We start from the raw sequence: 24,852 nt of genomic DNA on the forward strand, positions 1-24,852 counted from the left end.
CCATCCCCCGCAGAACCATCCGCCAGTAGTTCTCTGTGCGTCACCCCCGGAGAGTGTCCGTGTCCGCGTCCGCGAACCAGCAGGCCCCCGCCAAGGCCTCGTTCAAATTCCCCTTCTGGGCCCAGATCATCGTCGGTCTGGTGCTCGGTGTCCTGTTCGGCTGGCTCGCCCGCAGCCAGGACATCAGCTGGCTCGGCACCACCCTGGAGAAGGTCGGCGACATCTTCATCCAGCTGCTGAAGCTGGCCATCGCCCCACTCGTCTTCTTCGCGATCCTGGTGTCGATCACCAACCTGCGGAAGGTGAACAACGCGGCGCGCCTCGCCTCCCGGACCCTCCTCTGGTTCATGATCACCTCGCTGATCGCGGTCGGCATCGGCATCGCCATCGGCCTGCTGACCGACCCGGGCTCCGGCACCGGCCTCACCGCCGCCGACGGCAAGGACCCGAAGAAGACCGGCTCCTGGATCGACTTCCTCACCGGCATCGTCCCGACGGACATCGTCACGCCGTTCACGGAGCTGAAGGTCCTTCAGATCGTCTTCCTCGCCGTCGTCGCCGGCATCGCCGCCCTCCAGCTGGGCGCGAAGGCCAAGCCGGTCCTGGACCTCGCCGAGTCCGCCCTGGAGCTCCTCCAGAAGGCCCTGTGGTGGGTCATCCGCCTCGCCCCGATCGGCACCATCGGCCTGATCGGCACCGCGATCGCCACCTACGGCTGGGACCTCATCGGCAAGTACGCCACCTTCACCGCCGACATCTACATCGGCTGCGCGCTGGTCCTGTTCGGCGTCTACCCCCTCCTCCTCGCCACGGTCGCCAAGGTCAGCCCGCTGCAGTTCTTCAAGGGCGCCTGGCCGGCCATCCAGCTGGCCTTCGTCTCCCGCTCCTCGGTCGGCACGATGCCGGTCACCCAGAAGGTCACCGAGCGCCTCGGCGTCCCGAAGGAGTACGCCTCCTTCGCCGTCCCGTTCGGCGCCACCACCAAGATGGACGGCTGCGCCGCGATCTACCCGGCCCTCGCCGCCATCTTCATCGCGCAGATCTTCGACGTGCAGCTGGGCATCAAGGAGTACCTGCTCATCGTCTTCGTCTCGGTCATCGGCTCCGCGGCGACGGCCGGCCTGACGGGCGCCACGGTCATGCTGACGCTGACCCTCTCCACGCTGGGCCTGCCGCTGGCGGGCGTCGGCCTGCTGATGGCGATCGACCCGATCCTGGACATGATGCGCACCGCCACGAACGTGGCCGGGCAGGCTCTGATCCCGGTCATCGTGTCGGCCCGGGAGGGCATCCTCGACAAGGAGGCCTACGCCAACGCCTCCTCCTCCCCGCTGGACGACCCGGCCACCACCCCGGCCCCGGTCGCCGTCGCGGCCTGACCCCACCCGCGCGTCCCGCACTCGCCGCAGCCCCCGCCCCCGTCCGGGCGGGGGCTGTGGCGTGTTGCGGCTGCTAGCTGTCGGTTGAGGTGTCGTCCGGGACCAACGACACGATCGCCACGGTCTGTGGCGGCGGCTGAGGGGTGTAGACGTACGCCACGGCCAAGCCGGGCATGTCACCTCGTCCCTCGATGCGGGTCTTGTAGATCTCCGTGTGCTGCTGCGCTCTGACCAGCACACCCAGGCGGGGGGACCGCTCCAGTTCGAGCCGGAGATTCTCGACAGCGGTCTCGGCGGTAGGACCGAGTGATTTCGCGGTCAGCCGAGCCCGTTCGGTGACAGCGGCGATCACACCCGCATCGCTCAACGGGACCCCTCCGCCTTCATCTGCTGAGTCAGGTCGATGCCCTCGGCCAGAGCGGCCTCGAAGGCCGGGTCGGAGTGCAGCAGGATGCGTCCCCGATAGTCCCGGATGACGTCCGCGACGGCACCGAGATCGAGATCCGAGGATGCCTCAAGGGCACGCGTCAGATCCGCCTCGAAGTCCGCTCTGTCGTTGGGAAACCCCTGGCCCTGCCGCAGCGCTGCTCGGATGTCCCCGATGGTGCGCAGCGGGTACGTGGTGTTCGGGCGGGCGGGCTGGTCGGCGTGCTGAGCGGTCATTGCTGCCTCCTGATGGCCCGGTCGCCTGTGGGGCCAATATAGCGAGGGCAGGTGGGGCTGCGGCATGTCTACTCCAGCGTTGCCATGCGGATCCACGCGACCGCCCCGAGGACGAGGGGCGGGGCGAACCACCACGGGCCCATGGTCCGGCGGACGCTCGGTATGAGGGTGATCAGCAGGCCGAGCACGCTCAGGCAGAGCGCCATGAAACACCCCGCGGCGATCCTGGTGTAGCCGCGGTCGTCCCATTCGCCCTGTGGTCCGTAGGCCGTCACGCCATAAACGACGAATGCGTTCAGCAGGTGGATGAGCCCGAGCGGAACGCCCAGGACCCACTGGAGGCAGCCCCGGTCCTCGGGCAGGTCGATGTTCTCGCGAGGGAGCCTCATCCGAGCGTTGCGATACGCACCCACGCGATCACCCCCAGGACGACCGGCGGGACGAACCACCACAGGCCCAGGGTCCGGCGGAACGTCGGGATGAGGGTGATCAGCAGACTGATCAGGCTCAGGCCGAGGGCAACGAGACAGACCGCGGTGGTCCCGGCGTACCCCTGGTCGTCCCATTCGGCCTGTGGACCGTAGCGAAGGGCGCTGTACACGAAGAAGGCATTGACCGCGTGGACGATCCCGAGCGGGAGCCCAAGCACCCATCGGAGGCAGCCCTGGTCCTCGGGCAGGTCGATGCTCTCCCGGCGGAACGTCATCGCATCGCGTCCTTCACCTTGCCGAGACCGTCCCTGAAATCATCGCCGTAGTTCTGGGCCTTCTCCGACTGCCAGTACGGGCCGCCGTTGTAGCGGGCGGCGATCTCCCGCATCTGGGCGTCGGTCAGCTGGTGGGCCGGGACGTCCGCGAACCCGGTCTCCGCCTTGATCTGGGCCAGGAAGCCGGCGGCGATGAAGGCGTTCTGCTTCGGGTCCTGGAGCGACTCCTCCACGAGAGCCCGCTGGGCCTCGGTGAGGTGGGCCGGGTCGTAGCCGAGTACTTCCGCACCGCGCCGCAGCTGGATGGCGATCGGGCCGAAGGACGTCTGGTCCGGCACTCCGCCCAGCCGCGAGGGAAGGCTCTCGGGAGCGATGGGACTCAGCGGGAACTCGGCCGTCCAGCGCAGGTCATCGGTGATGTCGTCGATATACCCGGCCTGTCCGGAGACCTCGTTCCAGGCGATGCCCGCGACCAGTTCCTCGGGCAGCCCAGCGTGCCGCGCGGCCGCCCTGAGGATCTCCTTGTTGTGGGAGATCCACTCGGCCTTCTCCTTGTCGCCGTCCGGCGGGTTCCAGTACATGTCCTCCGCTTCCGGCAGTCCGGCGACCTTCATCCGGATGTCCTTCAGCTCCGGTGACATGTAGGTGTCCCCGACGGCCCCGTGTATCTCCCGCTTCGGGCCGCTGCCCGGCAGGTGGGTCAGCGGGTTGCCGCGCGCCTCCTCCCCCTCCCGGCGGAGGTCGGCCATGGCGGCGTACAGGTCGGGCCGCTTGTCGACGCCCATGACCCTGAGAGCGGGCATCAGCTCGTAGGCCTGCTTCAGCGCGTGCACGCAGGTGTCCCGCGCCTCCTGCTCGACTGTCTTCGCCAGGTGGAAGCTGCCGCCCGCGTCGTTGTGGAGGCGGTTGGCCTCGTCCCGGATGTCGTCAACGTCCATCGTCAGCTCGGCGAAGAAGTCCATGACCCCGGTCGTTGCCCGCATGTCCTCCCACTGGCGCATGGGTTCCGCCTGCTGCGCCGTCTTGGTGATCGCCGTGCCCTTGGTGCCGATGAGTGCGGCGAGTGCCCGTTCCGAGCGCTTGCCGTTGGAGAGGTGGGACTTGGCGGTGGTCAGGGCCGCGGCGTAGGCGTGCAGTGCGCTTGCGGCCTTGTCGTAGCCCTCGGCCATGTGGGTGACCAACTGCCGTGCGTCGGCGAGGCGTGACACGTACGTCTTGCTGCCGTCGCTCTCCCATTTGGTACGGGTTTCCGCGCGTCGGGCGGGTTCCTCGACCTGGACGAGGAGGTCGCGCAGCCTGCGGAACTCGGCGGCATTGCGCTCGACGAGAGCAGGGTTGCACTCCTCCAGGAACCGGACGTCGCTGTGGTGGCTGAGGCCGCCGCTCATCTGTCCTTGTCCTCCGGCTTCAGGTACACACCCGTCTCCACGATGGTTCTGAGGAAGGACGCGGCGGTGCCGTCGTCCACGTGGGCGAAGTCGGTTCCGGTCGTCTTCAGACGGGTGGCCAGGCCGGCGAACAGGGCGATCGTGTCCTTGAACTGGTCGTCGGCGAACCGTGCGAAGTGGAGGGCCTGGGCCGCGACGTCCGCGTGCGCCCGGGGTGCGCGGGCCATCGTGCTCGCGTCGCCGTCCGGGCGGCCCTCGTGCAGGAGCGCGGCGATCTCGATGAGGAGGTTCGCGTTGCCGTTGATGGACCCGACCCCGGCCAGCAGGCTGCCCGCCGCGCCGCTGCCGCTTGCTTCGGGAGCCACGTGGTTGAGTCGCATGCCGGTTTGGGCGTCGGCCTTGTGCTGCGCCCACTCCGCGTCGAACGACATCTGCTCCCCCCGGAGTTGAACGATCCGCTTGTGCGTGATGATGTTAATACGGATCAGACGGTGGCCAACCGGATGAAGGCCACCGCCGTCAGGAGCAGCGGTACGGCGTACCACCACCGGCCGAGCGTGCGGCGGAGCGCTGGGGCGAGCGTGATCAGCAGCGCGATGGCGCTGAGGAGCGTGACGGCGTGGGTGCTCGTCGCGATGTCCTCGCGGGGCCCGTCCAGGGTGAGCGTGTTGAGGAAGAAGAGCGCCGCGAGGACGTAGACGAGGGCGAGCGGCACCCCCAACACCCATTGGGGCCAGCCGCGGTTGTGGCGGGAGGTCATCCGCCGGCGTGCGCGATGAATCCGGCCCAGGTGTGGGGGGTGAAGGCGAGGTGGGGCTGTGTGGTGTCCTTGGAGTCGCGGACGTGGATCGTGGCCGAGGTGTTCGCCACCTCGACGCAGGAGTCCCCCTCGCTGCCGCTGCTATAGCTGCTCTTGAACCAGTCCAGCTCGGGGATGGCGGTCATGAGGCACACCTCACAAACTCCGACCAGGCGGTCGGCGTGAACGTCAGGTGAGGCAGTCCGGTGTTCTTGGAGTCGCGGACATGGGTCGTGGTGGGAGTGTTGGCCACCTCGACGCAGTCGTTGACGTCACCGGTGTCGCTGTAGCTGCTCTTGCGCCACTCCAGCTCCGCTTTGTGGATCATGTCTCTCCCAGTACTTGCTCGATAAATGCAACGGACTCCCGAAGCGGAAGAGCCTGGGACCGGATCATGGCATGGCACTGCTCAAGAATCCGGAGTCGCCTCGGATCGGAGACGGGGCGGCCATTGAACGCACCCTCTGAGCGCCCTACTGCCGATCCGTCCGCGAACTTCAGGATCTGGATCAAACCACCCATCCCGGCGTGCTCTTCGAGATCGGTGGGCATTACCTGGATCGTGACGTGACGCAACTCGGCGATCTCCAGAAGGTGTTCGAGTTGCGCCCGCAGCACCATTGTCCCTCCGATCCGGCGTCGTAGGGTCACCTCTTCTTGGACGAAGCAGAGCGCGGGCGCCGGAGCGCGTTCGAAGATCGACCGGCGGGCTGTCCGGGCGGCCATTCCACGTTCCACCACTTCCTTGGTCTGCGGCGGCTGCCACATCTCGAACATGGCCCGCGCGTGGTCGTCCGTCTGCAACAGGCCATGGATGGTGTGGCTTCGGTAAGCGGAAAGCTCGACCGCCTGGCGTTCCATCTTGACCAGGTCCCTGACCTTCGCCGGGTAGCGGATCTGTTCCGTGTCTGCCTTCATCGCGGCGACCTTGCCGCCCGCGTTCAGTACTTCGTCCGCCTTGTCCAGGTACTCGGGCCGGGGGATCCGCTTCCCGCCCTCGACCTTGCGGACCAGGTCCTCCCCGTACCCAATGGCTGTGCCGAAGTCGGCGGCGCGCATGCCCGCTTCTTCCCGCCATGCCTTGAGCTGGCGGCCGAGTGCGGTCAGGACCGCGATCCCCTGCTCGTCCTGGGGGTCCACGTCCCAGCTCGCGTCTTCCGTACCGTCGCTGTCCACCGTCATGCCTGCCCACCTCCGACGCATCGATTTCCTCAACGCCCTCTGCCCAGAGGCCCCGTGGGACAGCCGGGACAGGACCGGACAGCGTCCGGACAAAGGCGGGACGCAAGAGCGGTATCGCTTCCCACGGTACGCAGGAATCGCCACGCTCAGTCACGTGAACGCTCAAATCTGTGACTTCGAGGGCTGGTTCGCCGCCCAGCTCGCCGCCACGCCCCGCGGGGCCCGTCAGGCCCGGCGGCTCGCCGTCGAGAAGTCGGTCGAGTGGGGGGTGCCCTCGGAGGGGCCCGCGCTCATCGTGGCCGAGCTCGCCGCCAATGCCGTGACCCATGGGCGCGCGCCCGGGCGGGACTTCCGGATGCTGCTCACGGTGGGGGGTGGCGTGCTGCTGATCGAGGTCGTCGACACCCGTGGTGACCGGGTCCCGGTTCCTCGCGACTCGGGCGGGGGTGTGGAGGGCGGCGGCCGGGGGCTGGTGCTGGTGGAGGCGGTCGCCGATCGGTGGGGGGTGGATCGGGGGCTGCCGCCGTGCAAGTCGGTGTGGGCGGAGGTGGATGTGGCGGCCGGGTGGCAAGACCGTGACGCGGGGAACCGGGACCCGGTGCGCTCGGATGCAACCCCTAAATCACCGAGGTAAATCCACCCAACCCACCCCTCCGGCTCCCCGTAACTCACACGGGTGAACTGTGCCAACTGGGCTGGATTTCGGCGTGGTTGCCGGGCATATGCTCGGCCCACAACATCAGACATGAGACGGCCCCCGGCGGGACTGGCATCCCGGTCGAGGGCCTGACCAAGTAGGAAGTAAGCGGCTTCCCTTATGGCTCTGCAGAAGCTTAGCGGTGCTTTGCGCGCCTCGTCCCGTGTTCGTGCCGGGACCGCCCAATCCGGTGTCGTCCACGTCAACGTGCGGCACGCCGATCACTACGTTGTGATCGGTAACCACCTCGCCCAGCACCGCTCGCTGTCGCTCGTCGCGATCGGCCTCGCCACCCACATCCAGTCACTGCCGACCGGCGCCCGCGTCAGCATCAAGCGGCTGACCGAGCGCTTCCGGGAGGGGGAGGTACGGATCGCCGCCGCGCTGCGGGAGTTGGAGGCGTACGGGTACCTGGAGCGGACGCGGGTGCGGCTGGCCGGCGGGCAGGTGGTGACGCGGACCGTGTCCTACAACCGGCCGACCGCGCGTAGGGTTCCCGAGGTGCCCCATGGGTCGGAGCCCGTGGCCGCCCCCGAGCCGGTTGGGGAGCCGGAGCGGTTGCCGTGCCCTGTGCCGCGCCGGAGGTGGAGGCCTCGCCGGAGCCGGGCCCCGATCCGGGGTGGACCGTACCGCCACCGCCGCCCCCGGTGAACCGGCCGGAGGCCGAAGCGCTGCTCGCGCGGTTGCGGAGCGAGGATCCCCGGCTGCTGCTGCCGGAGCGGGACGTGAAGCGGCTCGCGCCCGGCGTGGCCGACTGGCTGGACCGCGGGGCGGATCCCGAGGCCGTGCGGCACGTCCTGGCCTCACGGATTCCCGACGACCTCCGCCACCCGGCGGCCCTCATCGGCTACCGCCTGAAGGCCTGGGTGCCGCCGCCCGCCCCGGCGGCCCCGGCCGTACGGGCAGTGAGGCGGCCCGACCCCTTGCAGACTTGCGACGGCTGCGAGCGCGCTTTCCGGGCTCCGGAACCGGGCTCCCGGTGTGGGGACTGCCGTCGGGCTGATCCGGCGCGCATCGCGTAGGGCAGCCTCTGGCTGTCAAACCCCAAAATGCAGCGGCATGACGGGGTTCGCGCGGACGGGGCCCAATGGGATCACGGCTCCGCAGGCCAGCTGGGCCGCCGATCCGCACCCCTTCGCCAGGCGTTCCCATGGCCCGCACCTGGACGCGACGTCGCGTGCTCCTCCGCCGCCCCCGCTATGCCGCACCCCGGGGACCTTTGCCGACCGGCATCGCGCCTTGGGGGGAATGGTGCTAGCGTAATTGGCACCATGTTGCTGAGGTTGAACACCGCGGACACCCGGCCCCTGCACGAGCAGGTCGCGGGGGCCATCCGGCGGGCCATCGCCGACGGGGAGTGTGCGCCGGGGGACCGACTGCCGCCCGCGCGGGACCTCGCGCAGGCGCTCGGGGTCAACGCCAACACCGTCCTGCGGGGGCTTCGCGCCCTGCGGGACGAGGGGGTGCTGGAGTTCCGGCGCGGGCGCGGGGTGACCGTGGCCGGTGGGGCGGACGGGCGGTCGGTGCTGCTGGAGCGGGTACGGGAGCTGGTGGCCGACGCGGCCCGCCTCGGCTACGGCAAGGACGATCTTGTTGAGCTGATCAGGGAGGCGTCGGCATGAGGGGCGGGAAAGCGTGGGCGGTCGGCGGCTGGGCGGGCGGGGTGCCGGCGCTCATCGTCGCGCTGCCGCTCGCGGCGGGCGGGCGGTTGCCGGACCCGGTGGCCACCCACTGGGGCGGCTCCGGGCAGCCGGACGGGTCCATGCCGCTCTGGGGGGCGATCGTGTTCCCGGCGGCGGTGTGGGCCGTGCTCGTGCTGGGGGTCGTCCTCGCCCGGCGGTGGGCCGCGAGCGTGCTGCTTCCCGGCGGGGTGCTGCTGGCGGGCGCGCAGGCGGTGATCGTACGGGCCAACCTGGACCTGGATCGCGGGGACTGGCGGCAGGCCGGGGCGCTGAACGGCTGGTTGGTGGCGGCTGTGGTCGGGGCGGCGGCCCTGGCGGGCACGGCCGGGGTGCTGGTGGACCACCGGCGGCGCGCGGACGCGCCTGGGGCGCCGACGGGCGCGGGTGCCGCGGGCGTGGGTGCCGCGGGGACGAGTGCCGGAGCGATGGGTGCCGCGGGGGCGGGTGCCGCGGGCATGGGGGCCGCTGGCACAGAGACCCCCGGCGCGAAGCCCCCGGGCCGGGAGGCCCCGGGCGGGGAGGCCTCCGGCGTGGAGATCCCGGGCGGGGCGGCCCCGGGCGTGGAGGCCCCCGGCGTGGAGGCCCCGGGCCGGGAGGCCCCCGGCGCCGGGACCCCCGGCCGGGAGGCCGCCGGCATGGACATCCCCGCCGGCGAGCGGTTCGTGTGGCTCGCGCGGACCTCGAACCCGTGGCTCCGGCTGATCGCGGCCGTCACCGGGCTCGCGGCGGCCGGTGCCGCGCTGGCCGGGGTGGGCGGGCTGGTCGGGTCGGCGGCCTGGGGGCTGGTCGCGCCGCTCGGCCTCGCGTCCCTGCTCGTCCTCGCGTGCTCCTCCGTGCAGGCGCGGGTCACGGGGAAGGGCCTGGAGGTGGCCTTCGGGCCGCTCGGGTGGCCCGTGCGGCGCTGGGCCGCGCCGGACGTGGAGTCGGCTCGGGTGGAGGACCGCAGACCGGTCCAGGTGGGCGGCTGGGGGTACCGGCTGAGCGGGCTCGGTACGACCGTGATGTTGCGGGGCGGCCCCTGCCTGGTCGTCCGCTCCAAGGGCAAGGACTTCGCGGTGAGTGTGGACGACGCCGATCGCGGGGCCGCGCTGCTGAACTCCGTTTCGGCGGAGGTTCGTTCAGTCTGAGGTGTTCTGAGTACGCGTACTCAGGCCCAGGGCCCGCCGGTCTGCGAGCCTCGGGCGCATGAACAAGATCTACGGGGTGGTGGGGAGCGCGGTCGCCGGTGCGGGTACGGGCTGGCTGGCGATGGTGCTCTGGCAGTGGGGCTTCGACGAGGACGCGCGGAGCTGCGCGGACAGCGTGTCGTTCTGCGTCACCCCCTACCCGCTCGTCGCCATCGGGCTGTGGGTGGTGCTGGCCGTACCGGTCCTGTGGCTGGCCCTGCGCGTGCTGAACGTACGGCCGTTGAAGGCGACGGTCCCGGCCGCCTTCGTCCTCCAGGCCTGGACCCTCCAGGTCCTTCCGCTCCTCGGCGGGCGCGACGTCCCCCAGCCCTCGGTCCTGACCATCGGGTGCACGGCGCTGAGCCCGGCCCTGGTCGCGTTCTGTGCCCATCCGGCGCGGCGGCGGGCCGGGCTGATCGGCGGTGGTGTGCTGCTGGCCGCGAGTGTGGCGTTCGTCTACCAGTCGGGGGCGTTCTAGGGCCGCGGCGGGGGCGGCAGGTTCGCCGATGCCGCCTGGGCCGCGGCCGCCACGCGCTTCGCGTCGTCGACGTCGCGGCCGAAAGCGGTTCACGCGCTTCCGCCCCGCCGGGGTGGGGGGCCGCGTGGAGCGTCCGTGAAGAAGGGTTCCAGGGGGTGTTCAGGAGCGGTCGCCGGTCCGTAGATTACCGGCGGTAACACTGCGTCCAAGCGAGGAGAGCGCGCCGTGGCAGCCGAATCGAGCCTGGTCAAGGCCACACAGCCCCCGAAGCCCGTCGCTGTCGAGCCCGTGAAGACCGTGATCGACGGGCGCGTGCGCGAGGTACGGGTGCCCGCGCTGGCGGCGGTGCCCGGGCGGGGCTCCCTCGGGGACATCCCCTTCGACAACGCCCGCGAGGCCCCCGGCGAGCCCGTACTCGCCCGCAAGGAGCGCGACGGGGCCTGGCGGGACGTCACGGCCGCCGAGTTCGCGGCCGAGGTGCTCGCCGTCGCCAAGGGGCTCATCGCCGAGGGGCTGCGCGAGGGGGACCGGCTGGCGATCATGGCGCGGACCACCTACGAGTGGACCCTGCTGGACTTCGCCGGATGGGCCGCGGGCCTGGTCACCGTGCCCATCTACCCGACCTCCTCGGCGCTCCAGGCGCGCTGGATCATCCACGACTCCGGCGCCGTCGCCTGCGCCGTCGAGGACACCGCGCAGGCCCGCCTCGTCAGCGCCGAGCGGATCAACCTGCCCTGGCTGGCGCACCTGTGGGAATTCGACACGGGCGCGGTGGCCCGGCTGGTCAAGGCCGGGGAGCACCTGCCCGACGCGGTGGTCCACCAGCGGCTGGCCGCCCGTACGCCGGAATCCGTCGCGACCCTGATCTACACGTCCGGCACCACCGGGCAGCCCAAGGGGTGCGTCATCACCCACGGCAACTTCTTCGCCGAGGTCGACAACGCGGTGGAGCTGCTGCACCCGGTCTTCAAATCGGTGAGCAAGGACCCGGCCTCCACGCTGCTGTTCCTGCCGCTGTCGCACGTCTTCGGGCGGATGGTGGCCGTCGGCTGCCTGCGGGCCCGCGTCAAGCTCGGGCACGCGCCCAGCATCCGTACCGAGGAGCTCCTCGCCGACCTCGCCGGCTTCCGGCCGACCTTCCTCCTCGCCATCCCGTACGTCCTGGAGAAGGTCTACAACACCGGGCGCGCCACCGCCGAGACGATGGGCCGGGCCTCCTCCTTCGACCGGGCCGCCCGCATCGCCCGGCGCATCGGGGAGCGCGTCGAGGGCAAGCGGCCGGGGCTCGGGCTGCGTGCCGCGCGGGCGCTGTACGAACCGCTCGTCTACCGCCGCATCCGGGCCGCGCTCGGCGGCCGCGTCCGGTACATCCTGAGCGGCGGATCCCCGCTGGGGCGCAGGCTCGCCGCGTTCTACACCGGCGCCGGAATCGAGGTCTTCGAGGGCTACGGGCTCACGGAGACGACCGGCGCGAGCACCGTGACCCCGCCGCAGCGGCCCCGCCTCGGGACGGTGGGCTGGCCGCTCCCGGGCACGGCGGTGCGGATCGCCGACGACGGGGAGGTGCTGCTGGGCGGGCGGCACGTCTTCGCGGGCTACTGGAACACGGCCCAGGCCGTCCCGCCGGGCGGCTGGCTGGCCACCGGCGACATCGGGGAACTCGACGCCGACGGGTACCTCACGATCACCGGCCGCAAGAAGGACCTGATCATCACCTCCGGCGGCAAGAACGTGGCCCCGGCCCCGCTGGAGGACTGGCTGCGGGCCCACCCGCTGGTCGGACAGTGCATGGTGATCGGCGACAACCGGCCGTACATCGCGGCGCTGATCACCCTGGAGCCGGACGGGCTGGCGCACTGGCGGGCCATGCACAAGAAGACCGGGGTGCCGATGAGGGAGCTGGTGCGGGACGAGGCCCTGCGGGCCGAGCTGCAGCGGGCGGTGGACGAGGCGAACCGGCTGGTGTCCCGGGCGGAGTCGATCCGCCGCTTCGAGGTCCTGCCGGCCGACTTCACGGAGGCGCGGGGCCACCTCACCCCGTCCCTGAAGCTGAAGCGGGGCGCGATCCTGCGCGACTACGCCGAACAGATCGACGCGCTCTACCGGGGGCCGCGCGAGCCGTGACCCTCCGGGTCGGGGCTGGACGTGCCGGTGCGGCGCCTTTGCCGGGGGCCAGCCCCCGGACCCTCCCCCAGACTTCGTCCGGGGGGACCCCCAGCTCCTCAAACGCCGGAGGGGCTGGATTTGGCCCCCGCCGTCCTGTAGCTGCGGAGCCCCAGGTGGTCGGCGGGCGCTGGTGGTGGGGCGCGTCTATCGTGGGGGGACGGTTCGGGGGGTCGCCCGAGGAGGGTGTCGTGCACCGTTCCCGTCGTCGGATTCGCGTTGTCGGGGTCGCCTGTGCGCTGGTACTCGCGGGGCTCGGGGCCGCACCGGACCCCGCCGCCGCGCCCCGCCCCGCCGGGATCCGGTGGGGGCCCTGTCCCGAGGCGCCCGTGCCCGCCGGGATGCGGTGCGGGACCGTGCAGGTGCCGCTCGACCACGCCGCCCCCGCCAAGGGCAGCGTCACCCTCTCCCTCGCCCGGATACCGGCCACCGACGGCAAGCGCCGCCTCGGCTCGCTCGTCCTGAACTTCGGCGGCCCCGGCGCCCCCGGCATGGCGGGCCTCGCCGCCGACCCCGCCCTCTTCGCCGACCTCGGCGAGCGCTACGACCTCGTCGCCTTCGACCCCCGCGGCGTCGGCCACAGCGAGCCGATCTCCTGCGGCGGCTCCCAGGAGACCGGTGACGACGTGGGCGACGACGCCGCCTCGCAGCTCGCCGCCCTGCGCGCGGTGGCCCGGCGCTGCGAGCTGGCCTCCGGGCCCGTGCTCCCGTACGTCGGGACCGTGAACGTCTCGCGCGACATGGACCTGATCCGCCAGGCCCTGGGCGATCGCAAGCTCAACTTCCTCGGCTTCTCCTACGGCACCCGGCTCGGCGCCGTGTACGCCGCCCAGTTCCCCGGGAAGACCGGCCGCATGGTCCTCGACGGCGTCGACACCCTCACCGAACCGCTGGCCGAGCAGGCACTCGTATCGGCGCGCGGGCAGCAGCGGGCGCTGGACCGTTTCCTGGCCTGGTGCGCCCACCGGCCGGGCTGCGTGTACGGGACCAACACCCGCACCGCCAAGGAGAAGGTCGACGCCCTCGTGGCGCGGCTCGACAGGAACCCGCTGATCGGCGACGACGGCTCTTACGTGACCGGGCAGGACGCCGTCGGGGCCATCGGCAGCGCCCTGTACGCGAAGAGCATGTGGCCCGACCTCGCGGAGGCGCTGGCGCTGGCCGAGCGGAACCACGACCCGGTGGGGCTGCTCCAGCTCGGCGGCCCGACGGGCCCCGACAGCGACCAGGGCTTCGACGGTCCCAGCAGCGTGCCCGCCGACAACGGGGACGCCGCCCTCGCCGCCGTGAACTGCGCGGACGACCCGGACCGGTCCAACGAGAAGGCCTCCCCGGCCGCCATCGCGAAGGAACTGAGCGGTCTGGAAGGCGAGTTCCTCGCGGCATCGAAGATCTTCGGGCCGCGTCAGCTGATGACGGTGCTCGCCTGCTACGGGCGCCCCGCCGGCAGCGACTTCATCCGGAAGATCGACCGCCCGGGCGCCCCGCGCATGATGCTGGTCGGCACCCGGGGCGATCCGGCGACCCCGTACGAGTGGACGGAGGAGACGGCGAAGCGGCTCGGCTCGGCGGTCGTCGTGGACTACAAGGGCGACGGGCACACCGGCTACACCGTCTCGCCCTGCGTGCGCGAGTACGTGGACCGCTTCCTCGTCGACGGGCGGCTGCCCGGCGGGACGCGGTCCTGTCCCGCCGGGGAGTGAGCGGCCCGCTAGCAGTTGGCGTGGGTGGGGCGGCCGGCGAAGCGGTCCGCGAGCCAGTTCCCGACCGCCAGGGAGTGGGTGATCACACCGCTGACGTGCTCGCCGACCCAGATGGTGTCGAATTCGAGGTTCGCGCCCTTCGCGCACCAGTCGGAGCGCAGCTGGCGGCCCACCCCGTACGGGATCAACTCGTCGCCGAGCGCGTGGTACTGGTACACCGGCGCGGCCGGGGCGGTCCGCCCGAGGCGGCTCTGGTTCAGCCGGGCCTGCCAGTCGGGCTGGGCGAGCGGGTCGCGGGTGGTGAGGTCGGAGATCCGCTTGAAGGAGCCGGCGATGGCGTCGATGGCGACGCAGTTCTCCTTCATGCCGGCGACCAGGGCCTTGCCGGCCGGATTGAGGTAGGAGTCCAGCTTGAGCTCGGGGAAGGCCGCGTCCTGGCCGGCGGCCGCCATGAAGATGAGGCCGGAACCGTAGGAGCCGTTGTTGAACTCGGCCACCTTCATCAGGTCGGCGGGGACCCCGCCGGTCGCCGTGCCCTTGACCTTCAGCTCGGGGGCGTACGAGCCCTGCAGCTCGGCGGCCCAGCTGGAGGCCTGGCCGCCCTGGGAGTAGCCCATGATCCCGACGGGCGTGTCCGCCGTGAGCCCGGCCTCGGGCAGGCGGGTGGCGGCGCGAGCGGCGTCGAGCATGGCGTGCCCGGCGGAGGGGCCCACGGTGTAGGTGTGGACGCCGGGGGTGCCGAGGCCCTCGTAGTCGGTGACGACCACGGCCCAGCCGCGCAGGGTGAGCTGCTGGATGAGGTTGGCCTCCATGGCGGTGCCGTACGGGAGGTTGTTGCTCGGGGCGCAGGAGTCGCCCATGCCGACGGTGCCGACGGCGTACGTGATGAGTGGGCGCGGGCCGGTGCGGCCGTCCTGCGGGACGATCACGGTGCCGGAGACGACGTTGGGGGCGCCGTCGGCGGTGGTGGAGCGGTAGTGGATCTTCCAGGCCTTGGTGTTGGTGGGCTGGCCGGGGAGGGGGTGGAAGGCGGAGGGGGCGCTGCTGACGATGTCGCCGGGGGCCACGTCCGCTTGCGCGGCGGAGGCGGGGATCGAGGCGGCGAGGGCCAGCGCCGTGGCGGCGGTGGCGAGGGCGGTGCTGCGGATTCGCATGGGCGGCTCTCCCAAGGACGGTCCGTGTGGGGGTAGGTGAGGCGAAGGTAGTGACCGACCGGTCAGAAGGTCGCTGACCGCACAGCTCACCTTTCCTGGCCGGGGGCGGCAGCCGTGCCCGGTGCCCGGGGCCGCCGGCGGGGCTGGATGTGGTGCGGCCGAGCGGGCCCGCGAGGGTCAGCCGCGGGCCGGCAGCCGCACCTGCGTGTTCGGGGGGTGCTACCCGCCGGAGGCGACCCGGTAGGCGCCCGGGGTCGTGCCCGTCCAGCGGCGGAAGGCGCGGTGGAAGGCCGTGTCCTCCGAGAAGCCCAGGCGGGCCGCGAGTTCCGCGATCGGTTCGCCGCTTTCGGCGAGGCCCGCGATGGCCGCGTCCCGGCGGACGTGGTCCTTCAGCTGCTGGAAGGAGGTGCCCTCCTGCTGGAGCCGGCGCCGCAGCGTCGCCGGGGACACCGCGAGCAGCGCCGCCACCTCCCCGAGTGCGGGCAGCCGCGGCGAGGTGCGCAGCCGCTGGGTCAGGGTGCGGCGGACCTGTTCCGCGACCGTGGTCCCGTACTCCGGCCGGGAGAGGAGGTCGAAGGGGGCCCGGCGCAGCATCGCGTCGAGCGCGGCCTCGTCCCGTACGAGGGGAGCCGTCAGCCAGCGCGCGTCGAACGCGGCGCCGGTCAGCGCCTCCCCGAAGCGGACCGGGCAGTCGAAGAGGAGGGCGTACTCGTCCTTGTGCGGCGGCGGGGGATAGGCGAACCCGGCGTGGGTCAGGGGGATCCGCCGGCCCACCAGCCAGCTGCTCAGGCGGTGCCAGATGGCCAGGACGCATTCGGTGAGGAAGCGTTCCTCGTCACGGGCGAAGTCGTTGCGCACCGTGAAGCGGGCTTCGTCGCCCGCCACCTCCAGCGCCAGCTCAGGGCCGCCGGGGAACAGCCCGTAGAAGGCGGCCGCCCGCCGCGTCGCCGCGCCCAGGTCGCTGCAGCCGAGCGAGGCGTAGCACATCATCGCGAAGGTGCCGGGGCGGCTCGGGACCGCGCCGAGGCCCAGGAACTCGTCCTGCGTGACCCGGTACAGCGCCCGGAAGAGGCGGGCGAACTGCGCCGGCGTGACCCGGGCCCGGTCGTCGCCCAGCAGCAGCGGCGGGATCTGCGCCTCCTGGAGCAGCGGCACGGTGTCGATCCCGCTGCCGCGGGCCCCCGCCAGCACGGCACGCACGTGGTGCACGGTGACCGTCCGCCTCCCCATGGGTCAGACGGTAGCCCTCCGCGCCGCCGCGCGATACCGGTATGAGCGCTGCGGCCAGCGCGGGTGACGCTTCCGGTCATGCCGCCGGGCTGCGCGGGCTGCCTAGCGTCGGGGGTCACCAACTCCCGGGAGGGCATGCGATGGACGTCGACGCTCGGCCGAGCACGCTGGCGCGCTTCACCCAGTGGACCGAGGAGCGGTACGGGACGGAGACGGCCCTCCGGTTCCGGTGCCCGGACGGAGCGTGGGAGACGCGCACGTACGCCGAACTCGGCGCGGAGGTGCGGGCCGTCGGGCGGGCGCTGCTCGGACTGGGCGTCACCGCCGGGGAACGGGTGGCCGTACTCGCGGAGACCCGGCCGCGGTGGACGTACACGCACTTCGGGGTGCTGGCGGCCGGCGCGGTCCTCGTGCCCGTGTACCCGACGGCGGGGGACGAGGAGGTCGCCTGGGTGCTGTCCGACTCGGAGGCGGTGGCCGTGGTGTGCGACGACGCGGCGCAGGCGGCCCGGATCGACGGGCTGCGGGCGAAGCTGCCGGCGCTGCGGGCGGTGGTCCTGATGGACGAGCTGGGGGCCCTGCCGGACCCGGCACCGGAGGCCGAACTCCGCGCCCGGGCGGCGGCCGTCACCCCCGCCGACGACGCGTCGATCGTCTACACCTCGGGCACCACGGGCCTGCCCAAGGGCTGCCGCCTCACCCACGGCAACCTGGGCGCCATCCAGGACGCGACCCTCCCGCTGATCAGCGGCGGCCCGGGCGACTCCACGTACCTCTACCTGCCGCTCGCGCACCTGCTGGCCCAGCTGATCCAGTTCACCACGCTGCTGGAGGGCGGGGAGCTCTGCTATTACGGGGGCCGGATCGAGGACGTGCTGGCGGAGCTGGGCACCGTACGGCCCACCCATCTGCCGTCCGTGCCCCGCCTGTTCGAGAAGCTCCACTCGGTGGTGCTCACGCTGGCCGAGGCGGGGGAGGGCGGCCGCGATCGCTTCGAGGAGGCGGTACGGCTGGGCGTGCTGGCGGCGGAGGGCCGGCTGCCGGAATCCCTGCGGGAGGAGTACGAGGCCGCGGACAAGGCCCTCTACTCCCTGGTCCGGGGCGCGTTCGGGGGCCGGTTGAAGTGGGCGCTGACCGGCGGCGCCCCGATCGCCCCGGCGACCCTGGACTTCCTGCGGGCCTGCGGGATCTCGGTGTTCGAGGGGTACGGGATGACCGAGTCGGGCGGGGTCATCTCCCTCAACCACCCCGGAGCGGTGCGCCACGGCACGGTCGGCCGGCCCATCGACGGCTGCGAGGTGCGCATCGCGCAGGACGGCGAGGTACTGGCCCGCGGCCCGATGGTCTTCCCGGGCTACCACGCCAACACGGCGGCCACGGCGGACGCCCTCGACCCCGAAGGCTGGCTCCACACCGGCGACCTGGGCGCACTGGACGCCGACGGGTACCTCACGATCACCGGCCGCAAGAAGGAGCTGATCATCACCTCGGCGGGCAAGAACATCACCCCCACGGAGGTCGAGTTCGCCGTCCAGCGCTCCCGCTACGTCTCCCGCGCGGTCCTCATCGGCGACCGCCGCCCGCACCCGGTGGCCCTGATCACCCTGGACACGGAGGAGATCACCGCCTGGGCGGCCCGCGAGGGCCTCGACCCGGGGCCGCTCCCCGCCGCCCATCCGGCGGTCCGCGCCCTGGTCGAGGCGGCGGTGACGGAGGCCAACGCCACGGTCTCCCGCCCGGCCCGGATCCGCGCCTTCCACATCCTGGACGAGGACTTCACGATCGACGCGGGCACCCTGACCCCGACGCTGAAACTGCGCCGCAAGGCGGTGGCGGAGCGGTACGCGCGGGAGATCGAGGACCTCTACAGGGGGTGAAGAGGGGGTGAAAGGAGCCGACTTGACATTGACGCAGATCGGACCTGTGAAGCGGCGGTAGGGGCTGCCTACGCTCGGGACATGTTGAGCCGAGTGGCCGTGGGGCTGCTGAAACAGTTGGCGGCCGAGGGCGTGTCGCCCTGGCTGGCCGACGTGAGCGGGGTGGAGCTGCTCGCCGGGGCGCAGGCCGATCCGGCGGGCGTGGGCGCGGCGTTCCTCCAGGGTGTCGTGGCCCCCGTAGCCTCGTCGGCCGCCGTCCGCCGGTGCTGCGACGCGCTGCGGGACGTCTTCCACGCCAGCGAGGGCGTCCACGGGCGGGTGTCGGTGCCGGTGGACCCCCGGTACGCGCACGACGCGAACGCCCTGATCGAGGCGGCCCGTTCGGTGCGGAACGAGGTGGGCCGGGCGAACGTGCTGATGCGCATTCCCGCGACGGCGGCCGGCCTCGTCGCCCTGGAGGAGTGCCTGGCGATCGGCATCGGCGTGGACGCGGACCTGGTCTTCTCGGTCGAGCGGTACGAGGAGGTGCTGGACGCCGTTCTCCTGGGCCTGGAGCGGGCGTTCATGGCCGGACTGCCCCTCGTGGAGATCGTCGCCACGGCCTCGGTACCGGTGGGACTGCTCGATGCGGAGGTGAACGCGCGCCTCGCGGCACTGCCCGTACGGGGGATGCCGGCGGCTGCGGCGCGCGGTACGGCGGCCCTCGCGGTGGCCCGGCAGATCTACCGGGTACGGGAGCAGCGGCTCGGCAGCGACTGGTGGCGGGTCCTGCGCGCCGCGGGCGCCATGCCGCCCGGGCTGCTGTGGACGGCGACGGGACCCCGGCACGTGGGCGCGCTCGTGGGGTGGAACACGGCGCAGGCCGCCACGCCCGAGGTGTTCGAAACCGCCGCGCGGTACGTGAAGTTGCGGGGGGACACGCTGCTGAACGCGCACGCGGAGGGGCGGGGCGCGCTGGACGCCCTCGAAGCGCTCGGGATCCGCATGGCGGACGTGGCCACGGCGCTGGAGACGGGCGCACTCGCCCGCCTCCAGCGGGACTGGGTGCTCGGGACCTGAGGCGGGGGGCTCAGGAACCGGGCTTCGGCTCGGGATTGGGCTTGGGCTTCGGTTTGTGCTCGGCGTGCCCGCGCTCGATCGAGAAGGCCTGATGGTTGCGGAGTGTGATGGCCGAACGGCCCCTGTCCCACCCGGTCGGCCGATCCGGGTCGGCGCCGCGCGGCGCCGACCCGAGCGGGTATCACGCGCGCCTCACGGGGCGGGGTTGGTCTGTGGCTCCTGCGACCACTCAGGCTCCTGCGGGGCGTCGGCCGGCGGGTCGATCGGGAACTCCTCGCCGGGGTTGACCGCTGGGTCGGAAGGGAGGTCGGCGGCGGAGTCGTTCGGAGGCGTGGGCTGGCTGCCGGGTTCCTTGCCGGGTTCCTTGCCGGGTTCCTTCCCGGGTTCCTTCCCGGACCAGCTGCCGTGCTCCTTGCCGTGCTCCTTGCCGGGCTGAGTGCAGCGCTGGTCGCCCGACCAGTTGCCGGGTTCCTTGCCGGGCTCCTTCCCGGGCTCCTTGCCGTGCTCCTTGCCGTGCTCCTTGCCGGGTTCCTTCCCGGACCAGCTGCCGTGCTCCTTGCCGGGCTGCTTGCCGTGCTCCTTGCCGGGCTGCTTGCCGTGCTCCTTGCCGTGCTCCTTGCCGTGCTCCTTGCCGTGCTCCTTGCCGGGCTCCTTGCCGGGTTCCTTCCCGGACCAGCTGCCGTGCTCCTTGCCGGGCTCCTTGCCGGGTTCCTTCCCGGACCAGCTGCCGTGCTCCTTGCCGGGCTCCTTGCCGTGCTCCTTCCCCGGCTGGTTGCCGGGTTCCTTGCCGTGCTCCTTGCCGGGTTCCTTCCCGGGTGCCTTGCCGGGCCAGCTGCCGTGCTCCTTGCCGTGCTCCTTCCCGGGGTGGGAATGGGCCGGGTTGCCGGGCTTGGCCTCCTGCTTCGGCCTGGGCTTGTGCTGGGCGTGCGCCCGTTCGATCGCGAAGGCCTCGGTGACCGCCGTGGGCGCGCCGCAGTCCTCGGTGGTGGGGGCGGTGCCGCCGACGACGTACACGCATTTGCTGTGCCTGTTCTTGGGGCAGTGCGCCGCTGCCGCGCCCAGCGCCAGGCGAGGTGTGGGGAGCTTGGGCAGTGTCACCCATGCGTTCATGGCCGGGGAGTACGCCTCGAACGTGTCGTGGTAGGAGCCGGCGCCGGTGGTGCCGCCCGCGGTGTAGACACATCCGTTGCGGATGCCCTGGGGGCAGGGGGCTGCCGCCGTGCCGAAGGTGATGCGAGGGGTCGGGATCTCGGCCGCGTACTGCCACCCGTTGAGGACGGGGCTGTACACCTCCACCGTGGAGAGCAAGTCGTTGCCGACGCCGCTGATGGCGTACACGCACGTACCTCGGAGGTCCAGCTCGCCGGGACAGGGCGCGGCCGCGCCGCCGTGGCCGCTGCGGGCCTCCTGAAGTGGGGGCAGGGTGGCCCAGGTGTTGGTGGCGGGGCTGTACGCCTCCACCTTGTCGAGGCTGTCACCGTCGGCGCCGCCGAAGACGTACACGCAGGTGTCCCGCCGCCCCAGTCCGTGGGGGCACGGCGCCGTGGCCGCCGCCGCGTTCAGGCGCCTGGTCGGCAGGTGTTTCAGGGTCAGCCAGGTGTTGGTCTCCGTGCTGTACGCCTCCGCGGTGTCCGTGGGCGTGGCTGAGACGTCGGCGCCGCCGAGGGCGTAGACGCAGCTGCCCTTCACCCCGCCGGGGCAGGGAGCCGTCGTGGCGGCGACGCCGGCGCGGGGCTTCCTCAGAGGCGGCAGGGTGGCCCAGGTGCCGGCGGCCGGGCTGTACGCCTCGAAGTTGGTGAGGGCGGCGGTGTGGGCGTTCGCGCCGCCGATGGCGTACACGCAGGTGCCGCGCAGCCCCTCCGGACACTTCGCGGCCGCACTCGCCACCAGGTTCCGCGCCGTCGGCATGTTCGGGGCCGTCACCCACACCCCCTGGGCGGTCGCCGCTGTGGCCGACAGGGCGAGCATCGGGGCCAGGGCCAGTACGGCGAGCCGTCGCCAGCCCGTACGCCTGGTCCGGCCCGGCGGGGACTCCCCTTGGTCGCTTCGCGGAATGCGCCTCATCGCGCGCACCTCTCTTCTGGCGTGCCGGGGCGCGAGCCGCCGCGGCTGGAATGGGGCATTCCGAAGTTACATATGGTTATGTGACGATCGCTCACTGTTGCGGCTGAATGCACGAACGCCCGACCGCCCCCACCCCCTGACGGTTGGTCCGGTCAGATGAACTACTCACCTGACCAGGTCACGGCATCGGCCCTGCCAGCGTGATCGCCGAGCCGCGGGCAGGTCGGATGGGCGTCGCGTGGAGGCCCACGCACCGTCCCATCGCACTCCGCTCGTACTCCGCGGCAGCCCTCGGCGTCGGCGGGAAGGAAGTCATGAACCTGAACCATCAGAAGGTGACGGCCGGACGGCCCCGGGTTCGGTCCCGGGTCCTGCTCGCCTCCGTGGCCGCCGCGGCGGCCCTGACCGGCCAGTTGATGGCGGTCGCCCCGGCCGCCTCCGCGGAAGGGCCCAAGCCGCCGCCGGGCAACCACGGCGCGAAGAAGCCGTCCGGCACAGTGAAGCAGCGGCCGTCCGACAACGGGCGGCCGTCCGGCACGGGGCGGCCGTCCGGCACGTCGAACGGCAATGGGAACGGCAACAGCGGCAACGGCAACTGGAACGGCAACGGCAGCGGCAGCGGCAACGGCAACGGCAGCGGCAACTGGAGCGGCAACGGCAACGGGAACGGCAGCGGGAGCGGCAACGGCAGCGGCAAGGACACGGCGCCGTCACCGGCTCCGACCCCGGCCCCCGTTCCGCACGGCCTGCTGCAGTTCACCGCCGACAACACCTTCACCCCGCCGGCCGGCGTCACCCAGGTCTTCGTCCAGGCGTGGGGCGCCGGCGGTGGCGGTGGTGGCGGTGGCGGAGGTGGCAGTCTTCCGCGGCCCACCAACGGCGGTGGCGGCACCACCAACGGCACCGGCACCGGCAACGGCACCGACGGCGCGCGACCTTCCGGCGGTGGCAGCGGCGGTCACGGCGCCGTCCAGCGCGCCGGATCCGGGGGCACGGGCGGTGGCGGTGGCGGCGGTGGCTTCACCTGGTGCCTCATCAAGGTGACCCCGCTGTCCACCTACGGGGTGGACGTCGGCGAAGGCGGGGGCAACGGCAACGGCGGCGCCGGGGGAGCCGGCGGGGCGCCCGGCAGCGACGGCACGGCCGGCACCTCCGGGAGCACCACGACCCTGACCAAGTCGTCGACCAACCGCGTGCTGCTCTCCGCCACCGGCGGCACCGGTGGCGGCGGCGGAGGCGGCGGGAGTGCCGTGAACGGCACGCCGGGCACCCCGGGCGTCGGCGGCAACGGCTCCTGCTCCACGGGCGGAGTGAACCGCTCCGGCGGCAACGGCAACCCGGACGGCAGCGGCGGGGCCAACCCCGACGGCATCGTCGGCCTCGCGGCCGGCGCCGCGGCCGGCGGCGACGGCGGAGCGGGCGGCCTCGGCTCCCGCTACCCCGGAGCCCCCGGCCAGGCCGGTGCCCCCGGCCACCGCGGCGGCGACGGGTACGTCGTCATCTACTGGTAGCCGCAGTCCCCGCTCGCCCGCCCCGCCGGCACCACGCGACCGCCGGCGGGGCGTCGACCACTTCGTCCGCTACAGGGGCAATGCGGACAAGGGCTTGCGTCCTCTGTCCGTTCTGCCGTGAGACCGGGGTGAAGCCGAGACGAATGGTGCGTCACATCTGCCGGGGGGACGGCAAGTCGCGTCCGAATACCTGATAGACAGTGGATATTCACGGCCCGACCGGCCGCACGCCTTTGAACGGCTCCTGGGGGGATCGCCGCACTGTGAAGCCGCTTCACCGTCACCTCGTCAACACCTCGCGCAAGGTCCTGTGCACGGCCGCCCTCGCGGCCAGCCTGACCACTGCCGCGGTCGTGACCCATCCGTCGACCGCCGACGCGGGGGAGTCCGAACCGACCCCGGACAGCCCGCAGGCCACCGACCGCGGTGACGCCCGGCTGGACCTGCCCGGCGCGGTCGCCGATCCGCCCGCCGCCGGGGCCACAGCCCCGGAGGGGGCCAGCGGCATACCCGGGACCGCCCTCGACGCCTACAAGCGTGCCGAGCTGTCGGTGGCCGCCGCGCTCCCCAACTGCAAGCTGCCCTGGCAGCTGCTCGCGGGCATAGGCCGGGTGGAGTCCGTCCACGCCTCGGGCTACGGGCTCAAGGCCGACGGCTCCACCGAGAAGCCGATCCGCGGCCCCCGCCTCGACGGCAACGGCTTCGCGGAGATCCGCGACACCGACAAGGGCGAGTGGGACGCGGACACCGAATACGACCGGGCCATCGGCCCGCTCCAGTTCATCCCCTCCACCTGGCGGACCTGGGGCGCCGACGGCAACGGCGACGGCAAGCGGGACCCGAACAACATCTACGACGCGGCGCTGGGCGCGGGCCTCTACCTGTGCGCGGGCGACCGGGACCTGTCGGTCGCGGCCAAGCTCGACTCGGCGATCCTCAGCTACAACAACTCGCGCGAGTACGTGAACACCGTGCTCGGCTACATGCGGCAGTACCAGGCCGGGGCCACCGAGGTGCCGAACCCGCCCGCGGGCAACTACCCGACCCAGCCGCCGAGCAGCGGCCTGCCGACCCCGCGCCCCCAGCCGCAGAACCCGAGGCCGACGCCCACCCCGACGCCGACGCCCACCCCGACCCCGACGCCGACCCCGACGCCGGCCCCGCGGCTGTCCGATCTGACGCTGCTCGCCGGCTCCGGGCTCACGGCCGAGGTTGGCGCGGACTTCGCCGAGACCCCGAAGGTCAAGGCGGTCCTGAGCGACGGCAAGCCCGCTGTCGGGCAGGAGGTCGTCTTCACGGTCGAGGAGGACAGCACCGGCGGGACCGGCTTCGGGAAGCCCTCGACGCAGTCCGTGGAGAAGTCCGTGGCGATCAAGACGGGCGCCGACGGCACCGCGGTCGCGCCCGGGCTCAGGGCGGGCGCCCAGGGCGGCACCTTCACCCTGCGGATCTCGGCGTACGACAAGACCGGCGGCTTCACGCTGAAGGTCACCGGCAGGGTCACCCCCAAGCCGGTCGCGGACAGGCTGGCCCGCCCGGACGGCGCGAAGCCGCTGGAGGCGGTCGCCGGAACGGGCATCACGGGCGTCGAGGTCCTCGCCACGGCCGGCGGCAAGGCCGTCGAGGGCACGGAGACCGTCGCCGAGCTGGTGGTGCAGGACAAGGACGGGAAGTGGGTCCCGGTGGACCCGGCGACCGCGAAGGGCCCGTACTTCAAGGACGAGAACGGCAAGAAGATCTTCAGCCTCCCGCTGCCCGGGACGGGCGCCGACGGCAAGATCGTCCTGCCGGAGCTCTTCACCGACGCGGACCTCCCCGCGGGGACGTACTCCCTGCGCCTGACCACGCCGCAGAAGGTCACCCTGATCCTGGACATCAAGATCACGACCCCCACCGCCACCCCGGCCCCGGACCTCACGACCCGACCCCAGCCGTAAGGCTCCCGCCGGGC

Annotated in this window: 26 protein-coding genes; 13 read left to right on the forward strand and 13 right to left on the reverse strand. The window is 72.5% G+C overall.

The genetic code is table 11. The features are described 5' to 3' along the window. Positions 1 to 53: 53 nt before the first annotated feature. Positions 54 to 1,379, forward strand: a complete 1,326-nt coding sequence (locus ACGFYU_RS30805; RefSeq protein WP_393830589.1) for a dicarboxylate/amino acid:cation symporter — start codon at positions 54 to 56, stop codon at positions 1,377 to 1,379. 73 nt (positions 1,380 to 1,452) lie between these two features. Here ACGFYU_RS30805 and ACGFYU_RS30810 read toward each other — a convergent pair whose 3' ends face one another. The 10 genes from ACGFYU_RS30810 to ACGFYU_RS30855 all read right to left on the reverse strand — a co-directional run bounded on the left by ACGFYU_RS30810 (position 1,453) and on the right by ACGFYU_RS30855 (position 6,117). Next, on the reverse strand, positions 1,453 to 1,746 hold the full coding sequence (locus tag ACGFYU_RS30810; protein ID WP_393830590.1) for a hypothetical protein: 294 nt from the start codon (positions 1,744 to 1,746) through the stop codon (positions 1,453 to 1,455). Beyond that, complete coding sequence (locus ACGFYU_RS30815; protein WP_393830591.1) at positions 1,743 to 2,042, reverse strand: DUF6247 family protein; 300 nt, start codon at positions 2,040 to 2,042, stop codon at positions 1,743 to 1,745. The genes ACGFYU_RS30810 and ACGFYU_RS30815 overlap by 4 nt, the downstream gene beginning before the upstream one ends. A 68-nt stretch (positions 2,043 to 2,110) precedes the next feature. After that, entirely contained in the window at positions 2,111 to 2,431 is a 321-nt protein-coding gene (locus ACGFYU_RS30820; RefSeq protein ID WP_393830592.1) for a hypothetical protein, read from the reverse strand. Beyond that, entirely contained in the window at positions 2,428 to 2,748 is a 321-nt protein-coding gene (locus ACGFYU_RS30825) for a hypothetical protein (RefSeq protein ID WP_393830593.1), read from the reverse strand. The genes ACGFYU_RS30820 and ACGFYU_RS30825 overlap by 4 nt, the downstream gene beginning before the upstream one ends. Further along, a complete protein-coding gene (locus tag ACGFYU_RS30830; protein ID WP_393830594.1) occupies positions 2,745 to 4,136 on the reverse strand; it encodes a hypothetical protein in 1,392 nt (463 codons plus the stop codon). Before ACGFYU_RS30830 ends, ACGFYU_RS30825 begins: the two co-directional genes overlap by 4 nt. Then, positions 4,133 to 4,567: a hypothetical protein gene (locus tag ACGFYU_RS30835; RefSeq protein ID WP_393830595.1), complete on the reverse strand. Its 435-nt coding sequence runs from the start codon at positions 4,565 to 4,567 to the stop codon at positions 4,133 to 4,135. The genes ACGFYU_RS30830 and ACGFYU_RS30835 overlap by 4 nt, the downstream gene beginning before the upstream one ends. A gap of 53 nt (positions 4,568 to 4,620) precedes the next feature. Next, positions 4,621 to 4,896, reverse strand: coding sequence for a hypothetical protein (locus tag ACGFYU_RS30840; RefSeq protein ID WP_393830596.1), 276 nt, complete (start codon positions 4,894 to 4,896; stop codon positions 4,621 to 4,623). Then, on the reverse strand, positions 4,893 to 5,081 hold the full coding sequence (locus ACGFYU_RS30845) for a DUF397 domain-containing protein (RefSeq protein WP_393830597.1): 189 nt from the start codon (positions 5,079 to 5,081) through the stop codon (positions 4,893 to 4,895). The genes ACGFYU_RS30840 and ACGFYU_RS30845 overlap by 4 nt, the downstream gene beginning before the upstream one ends. Continuing rightward, positions 5,078 to 5,263 (reverse strand): DUF397 domain-containing protein, encoded by a 186-nt coding sequence (locus tag ACGFYU_RS30850; protein WP_393830598.1) that lies wholly within the window; start codon positions 5,261 to 5,263, stop codon positions 5,078 to 5,080. Before ACGFYU_RS30850 ends, ACGFYU_RS30845 begins: the two co-directional genes overlap by 4 nt. Next, positions 5,260 to 6,117 (reverse strand): helix-turn-helix transcriptional regulator, encoded by an 858-nt coding sequence (locus tag ACGFYU_RS30855; protein ID WP_393830599.1) that lies wholly within the window; start codon positions 6,115 to 6,117, stop codon positions 5,260 to 5,262. The genes ACGFYU_RS30850 and ACGFYU_RS30855 overlap by 4 nt, the downstream gene beginning before the upstream one ends. A 154-nt stretch (positions 6,118 to 6,271) precedes the next feature. Here ACGFYU_RS30855 and ACGFYU_RS30860 point away from each other — a divergent pair, with 154 nt between their 5' ends. The 8 genes from ACGFYU_RS30860 (at position 6,272) to ACGFYU_RS30895 (ending at position 14,006) form a co-directional block, all read left to right on the forward strand. Continuing rightward, on the forward strand, positions 6,272 to 6,751 hold the full coding sequence (locus ACGFYU_RS30860; protein WP_393830600.1) for an ATP-binding protein: 480 nt from the start codon (positions 6,272 to 6,274) through the stop codon (positions 6,749 to 6,751). Between the two features lie 294 nt (positions 6,752 to 7,045). Beyond that, complete coding sequence (locus ACGFYU_RS30865) at positions 7,046 to 7,465, forward strand: hypothetical protein (RefSeq protein ID WP_393830601.1); 420 nt, start codon at positions 7,046 to 7,048, stop codon at positions 7,463 to 7,465. Then, positions 7,462 to 7,836, forward strand: a complete 375-nt coding sequence (locus tag ACGFYU_RS30870; protein ID WP_393830602.1) for a hypothetical protein — start codon at positions 7,462 to 7,464, stop codon at positions 7,834 to 7,836. The genes ACGFYU_RS30865 and ACGFYU_RS30870 overlap by 4 nt, the downstream gene beginning before the upstream one ends. 249 nt (positions 7,837 to 8,085) lie before the next feature. Continuing rightward, positions 8,086 to 8,436, forward strand: coding sequence for a GntR family transcriptional regulator (locus ACGFYU_RS30875; RefSeq protein ID WP_393830603.1), 351 nt, complete (start codon positions 8,086 to 8,088; stop codon positions 8,434 to 8,436). Further along, the gene (locus tag ACGFYU_RS30880; RefSeq protein ID WP_393830604.1) at positions 8,433 to 9,623 is read left to right on the forward strand and encodes a DUF1648 domain-containing protein; all 1,191 of its coding nucleotides are present in this window, start codon (positions 8,433 to 8,435) and stop codon (positions 9,621 to 9,623) included. The genes ACGFYU_RS30875 and ACGFYU_RS30880 overlap by 4 nt, the downstream gene beginning before the upstream one ends. Before the next feature lie 58 nt (positions 9,624 to 9,681). Beyond that, positions 9,682 to 10,140 (forward strand): hypothetical protein, encoded by a 459-nt coding sequence (locus tag ACGFYU_RS30885; RefSeq protein WP_393830605.1) that lies wholly within the window; start codon positions 9,682 to 9,684, stop codon positions 10,138 to 10,140. Between the two features lie 225 nt (positions 10,141 to 10,365). After that, positions 10,366 to 12,264, forward strand: coding sequence for an AMP-dependent synthetase/ligase (locus ACGFYU_RS30890; RefSeq protein ID WP_393830606.1), 1,899 nt, complete (start codon positions 10,366 to 10,368; stop codon positions 12,262 to 12,264). A gap of 395 nt (positions 12,265 to 12,659) precedes the next feature. Next, a complete protein-coding gene (locus ACGFYU_RS30895) occupies positions 12,660 to 14,006 on the forward strand; it encodes an alpha/beta hydrolase (protein WP_393830607.1) in 1,347 nt (448 codons plus the stop codon). Positions 14,007 to 14,014: 8 nt separating this feature from the next. On the opposite strand, the gene ACGFYU_RS30900 is transcribed toward ACGFYU_RS30895, so the two are convergent. Both ACGFYU_RS30900 and ACGFYU_RS30905 read right to left on the reverse strand, forming a co-directional pair. Then, positions 14,015 to 15,160, reverse strand: coding sequence for a lipase family protein (locus ACGFYU_RS30900; RefSeq protein WP_393830608.1), 1,146 nt, complete (start codon positions 15,158 to 15,160; stop codon positions 14,015 to 14,017). Between the two features lie 219 nt (positions 15,161 to 15,379). After that, complete coding sequence (locus tag ACGFYU_RS30905; protein WP_393830609.1) at positions 15,380 to 16,390, reverse strand: AraC family transcriptional regulator; 1,011 nt, start codon at positions 16,388 to 16,390, stop codon at positions 15,380 to 15,382. A 140-nt stretch (positions 16,391 to 16,530) separates the two neighbouring features. On the opposite strand from ACGFYU_RS30905, the gene ACGFYU_RS30910 reads away from it, so the two are divergent. Together ACGFYU_RS30910 and ACGFYU_RS30915 are read left to right on the forward strand one after the other, a co-directional pair. Further along, a complete protein-coding gene (locus tag ACGFYU_RS30910) occupies positions 16,531 to 18,267 on the forward strand; it encodes an AMP-dependent synthetase/ligase (protein WP_393830610.1) in 1,737 nt (578 codons plus the stop codon). An 81-nt stretch (positions 18,268 to 18,348) separates the two neighbouring features. Further along, the gene (locus tag ACGFYU_RS30915) at positions 18,349 to 19,326 is read left to right on the forward strand and encodes a transaldolase family protein (RefSeq protein WP_393830611.1); all 978 of its coding nucleotides are present in this window, start codon (positions 18,349 to 18,351) and stop codon (positions 19,324 to 19,326) included. 192 nt (positions 19,327 to 19,518) lie between these two features. On the opposite strand, the gene ACGFYU_RS30920 is transcribed toward ACGFYU_RS30915, so the two are convergent. After that, entirely contained in the window at positions 19,519 to 21,390 is a 1,872-nt protein-coding gene (locus ACGFYU_RS30920) for a kelch repeat-containing protein (protein ID WP_393830612.1), read from the reverse strand. 314 nt (positions 21,391 to 21,704) lie between these two features. Between ACGFYU_RS30920 and ACGFYU_RS30925 the strand changes: the two genes are divergently transcribed. Then, positions 21,705 to 22,901, forward strand: a complete 1,197-nt coding sequence (locus tag ACGFYU_RS30925) for a hypothetical protein (RefSeq protein ID WP_393830613.1) — start codon at positions 21,705 to 21,707, stop codon at positions 22,899 to 22,901. Positions 22,902 to 23,164: 263 nt separating this feature from the next. Beyond that, positions 23,165 to 24,838, forward strand: a complete 1,674-nt coding sequence (locus ACGFYU_RS30930; RefSeq protein ID WP_393830614.1) for a lytic transglycosylase domain-containing protein — start codon at positions 23,165 to 23,167, stop codon at positions 24,836 to 24,838. Positions 24,839 to 24,852: the final 14 nt, after the last annotated feature.

Source organism: Streptomyces sp. NPDC048337 (assembly GCF_043201175.1).
Classification (GTDB): Bacteria; Actinomycetota; Actinomycetes; order Streptomycetales; family Streptomycetaceae; genus Streptomyces.

Excerpts from the sequence above, each read along its gene's own strand:
- ACGFYU_RS30815 (WP_393830591.1), bottom strand. The coding sequence starts at position 2,042 with ATGACCGCTCAGCACGCCGACCAGCCCGCCCGCCCGAACACCACGTAC.
- ACGFYU_RS30845 (WP_393830597.1), bottom strand. The coding sequence starts at position 5,081 with ATGACCGCCATCCCCGAGCTGGACTGGTTCAAGAGCAGCTATAGCAGC.
- ACGFYU_RS30920 (WP_393830612.1), bottom strand. The coding sequence starts at position 21,390 with ATGAGGCGCATTCCGCGAAGCGACCAAGGGGAGTCCCCGCCGGGCCGG.
- ACGFYU_RS30835 (WP_393830595.1), bottom strand. The coding sequence starts at position 4,567 with ATGTCGTTCGACGCGGAGTGGGCGCAGCACAAGGCCGACGCCCAAACC.
- ACGFYU_RS30825 (WP_393830593.1), bottom strand. The coding sequence starts at position 2,748 with ATGACGTTCCGCCGGGAGAGCATCGACCTGCCCGAGGACCAGGGCTGC.
- ACGFYU_RS30820 (WP_393830592.1), bottom strand. The coding sequence starts at position 2,431 with ATGAGGCTCCCTCGCGAGAACATCGACCTGCCCGAGGACCGGGGCTGC.
- ACGFYU_RS30850 (WP_393830598.1), bottom strand. The coding sequence starts at position 5,263 with ATGATCCACAAAGCGGAGCTGGAGTGGCGCAAGAGCAGCTACAGCGAC.
- ACGFYU_RS30925 (WP_393830613.1), top strand. The coding sequence starts at position 21,705 with ATGAACCTGAACCATCAGAAGGTGACGGCCGGACGGCCCCGGGTTCGG.
- ACGFYU_RS30875 (WP_393830603.1), top strand. The coding sequence starts at position 8,086 with ATGTTGCTGAGGTTGAACACCGCGGACACCCGGCCCCTGCACGAGCAG.
- ACGFYU_RS30915 (WP_393830611.1), top strand. The coding sequence starts at position 18,349 with ATGTTGAGCCGAGTGGCCGTGGGGCTGCTGAAACAGTTGGCGGCCGAG.
- ACGFYU_RS30830 (WP_393830594.1), bottom strand. The coding sequence starts at position 4,136 with ATGAGCGGCGGCCTCAGCCACCACAGCGACGTCCGGTTCCTGGAGGAG.
- ACGFYU_RS30880 (WP_393830604.1), top strand. The coding sequence starts at position 8,433 with ATGAGGGGCGGGAAAGCGTGGGCGGTCGGCGGCTGGGCGGGCGGGGTG.
- ACGFYU_RS30840 (WP_393830596.1), bottom strand. The coding sequence starts at position 4,896 with ATGACCTCCCGCCACAACCGCGGCTGGCCCCAATGGGTGTTGGGGGTG.
- ACGFYU_RS30855 (WP_393830599.1), bottom strand. The coding sequence starts at position 6,117 with ATGACGGTGGACAGCGACGGTACGGAAGACGCGAGCTGGGACGTGGAC.
- ACGFYU_RS30910 (WP_393830610.1), top strand. The coding sequence starts at position 16,531 with ATGGACGTCGACGCTCGGCCGAGCACGCTGGCGCGCTTCACCCAGTGG.
- ACGFYU_RS30905 (WP_393830609.1), bottom strand. The coding sequence starts at position 16,390 with ATGGGGAGGCGGACGGTCACCGTGCACCACGTGCGTGCCGTGCTGGCG.
- ACGFYU_RS30900 (WP_393830608.1), bottom strand. The coding sequence starts at position 15,160 with ATGCGAATCCGCAGCACCGCCCTCGCCACCGCCGCCACGGCGCTGGCC.
- ACGFYU_RS30885 (WP_393830605.1), top strand. The coding sequence starts at position 9,682 with ATGAACAAGATCTACGGGGTGGTGGGGAGCGCGGTCGCCGGTGCGGGT.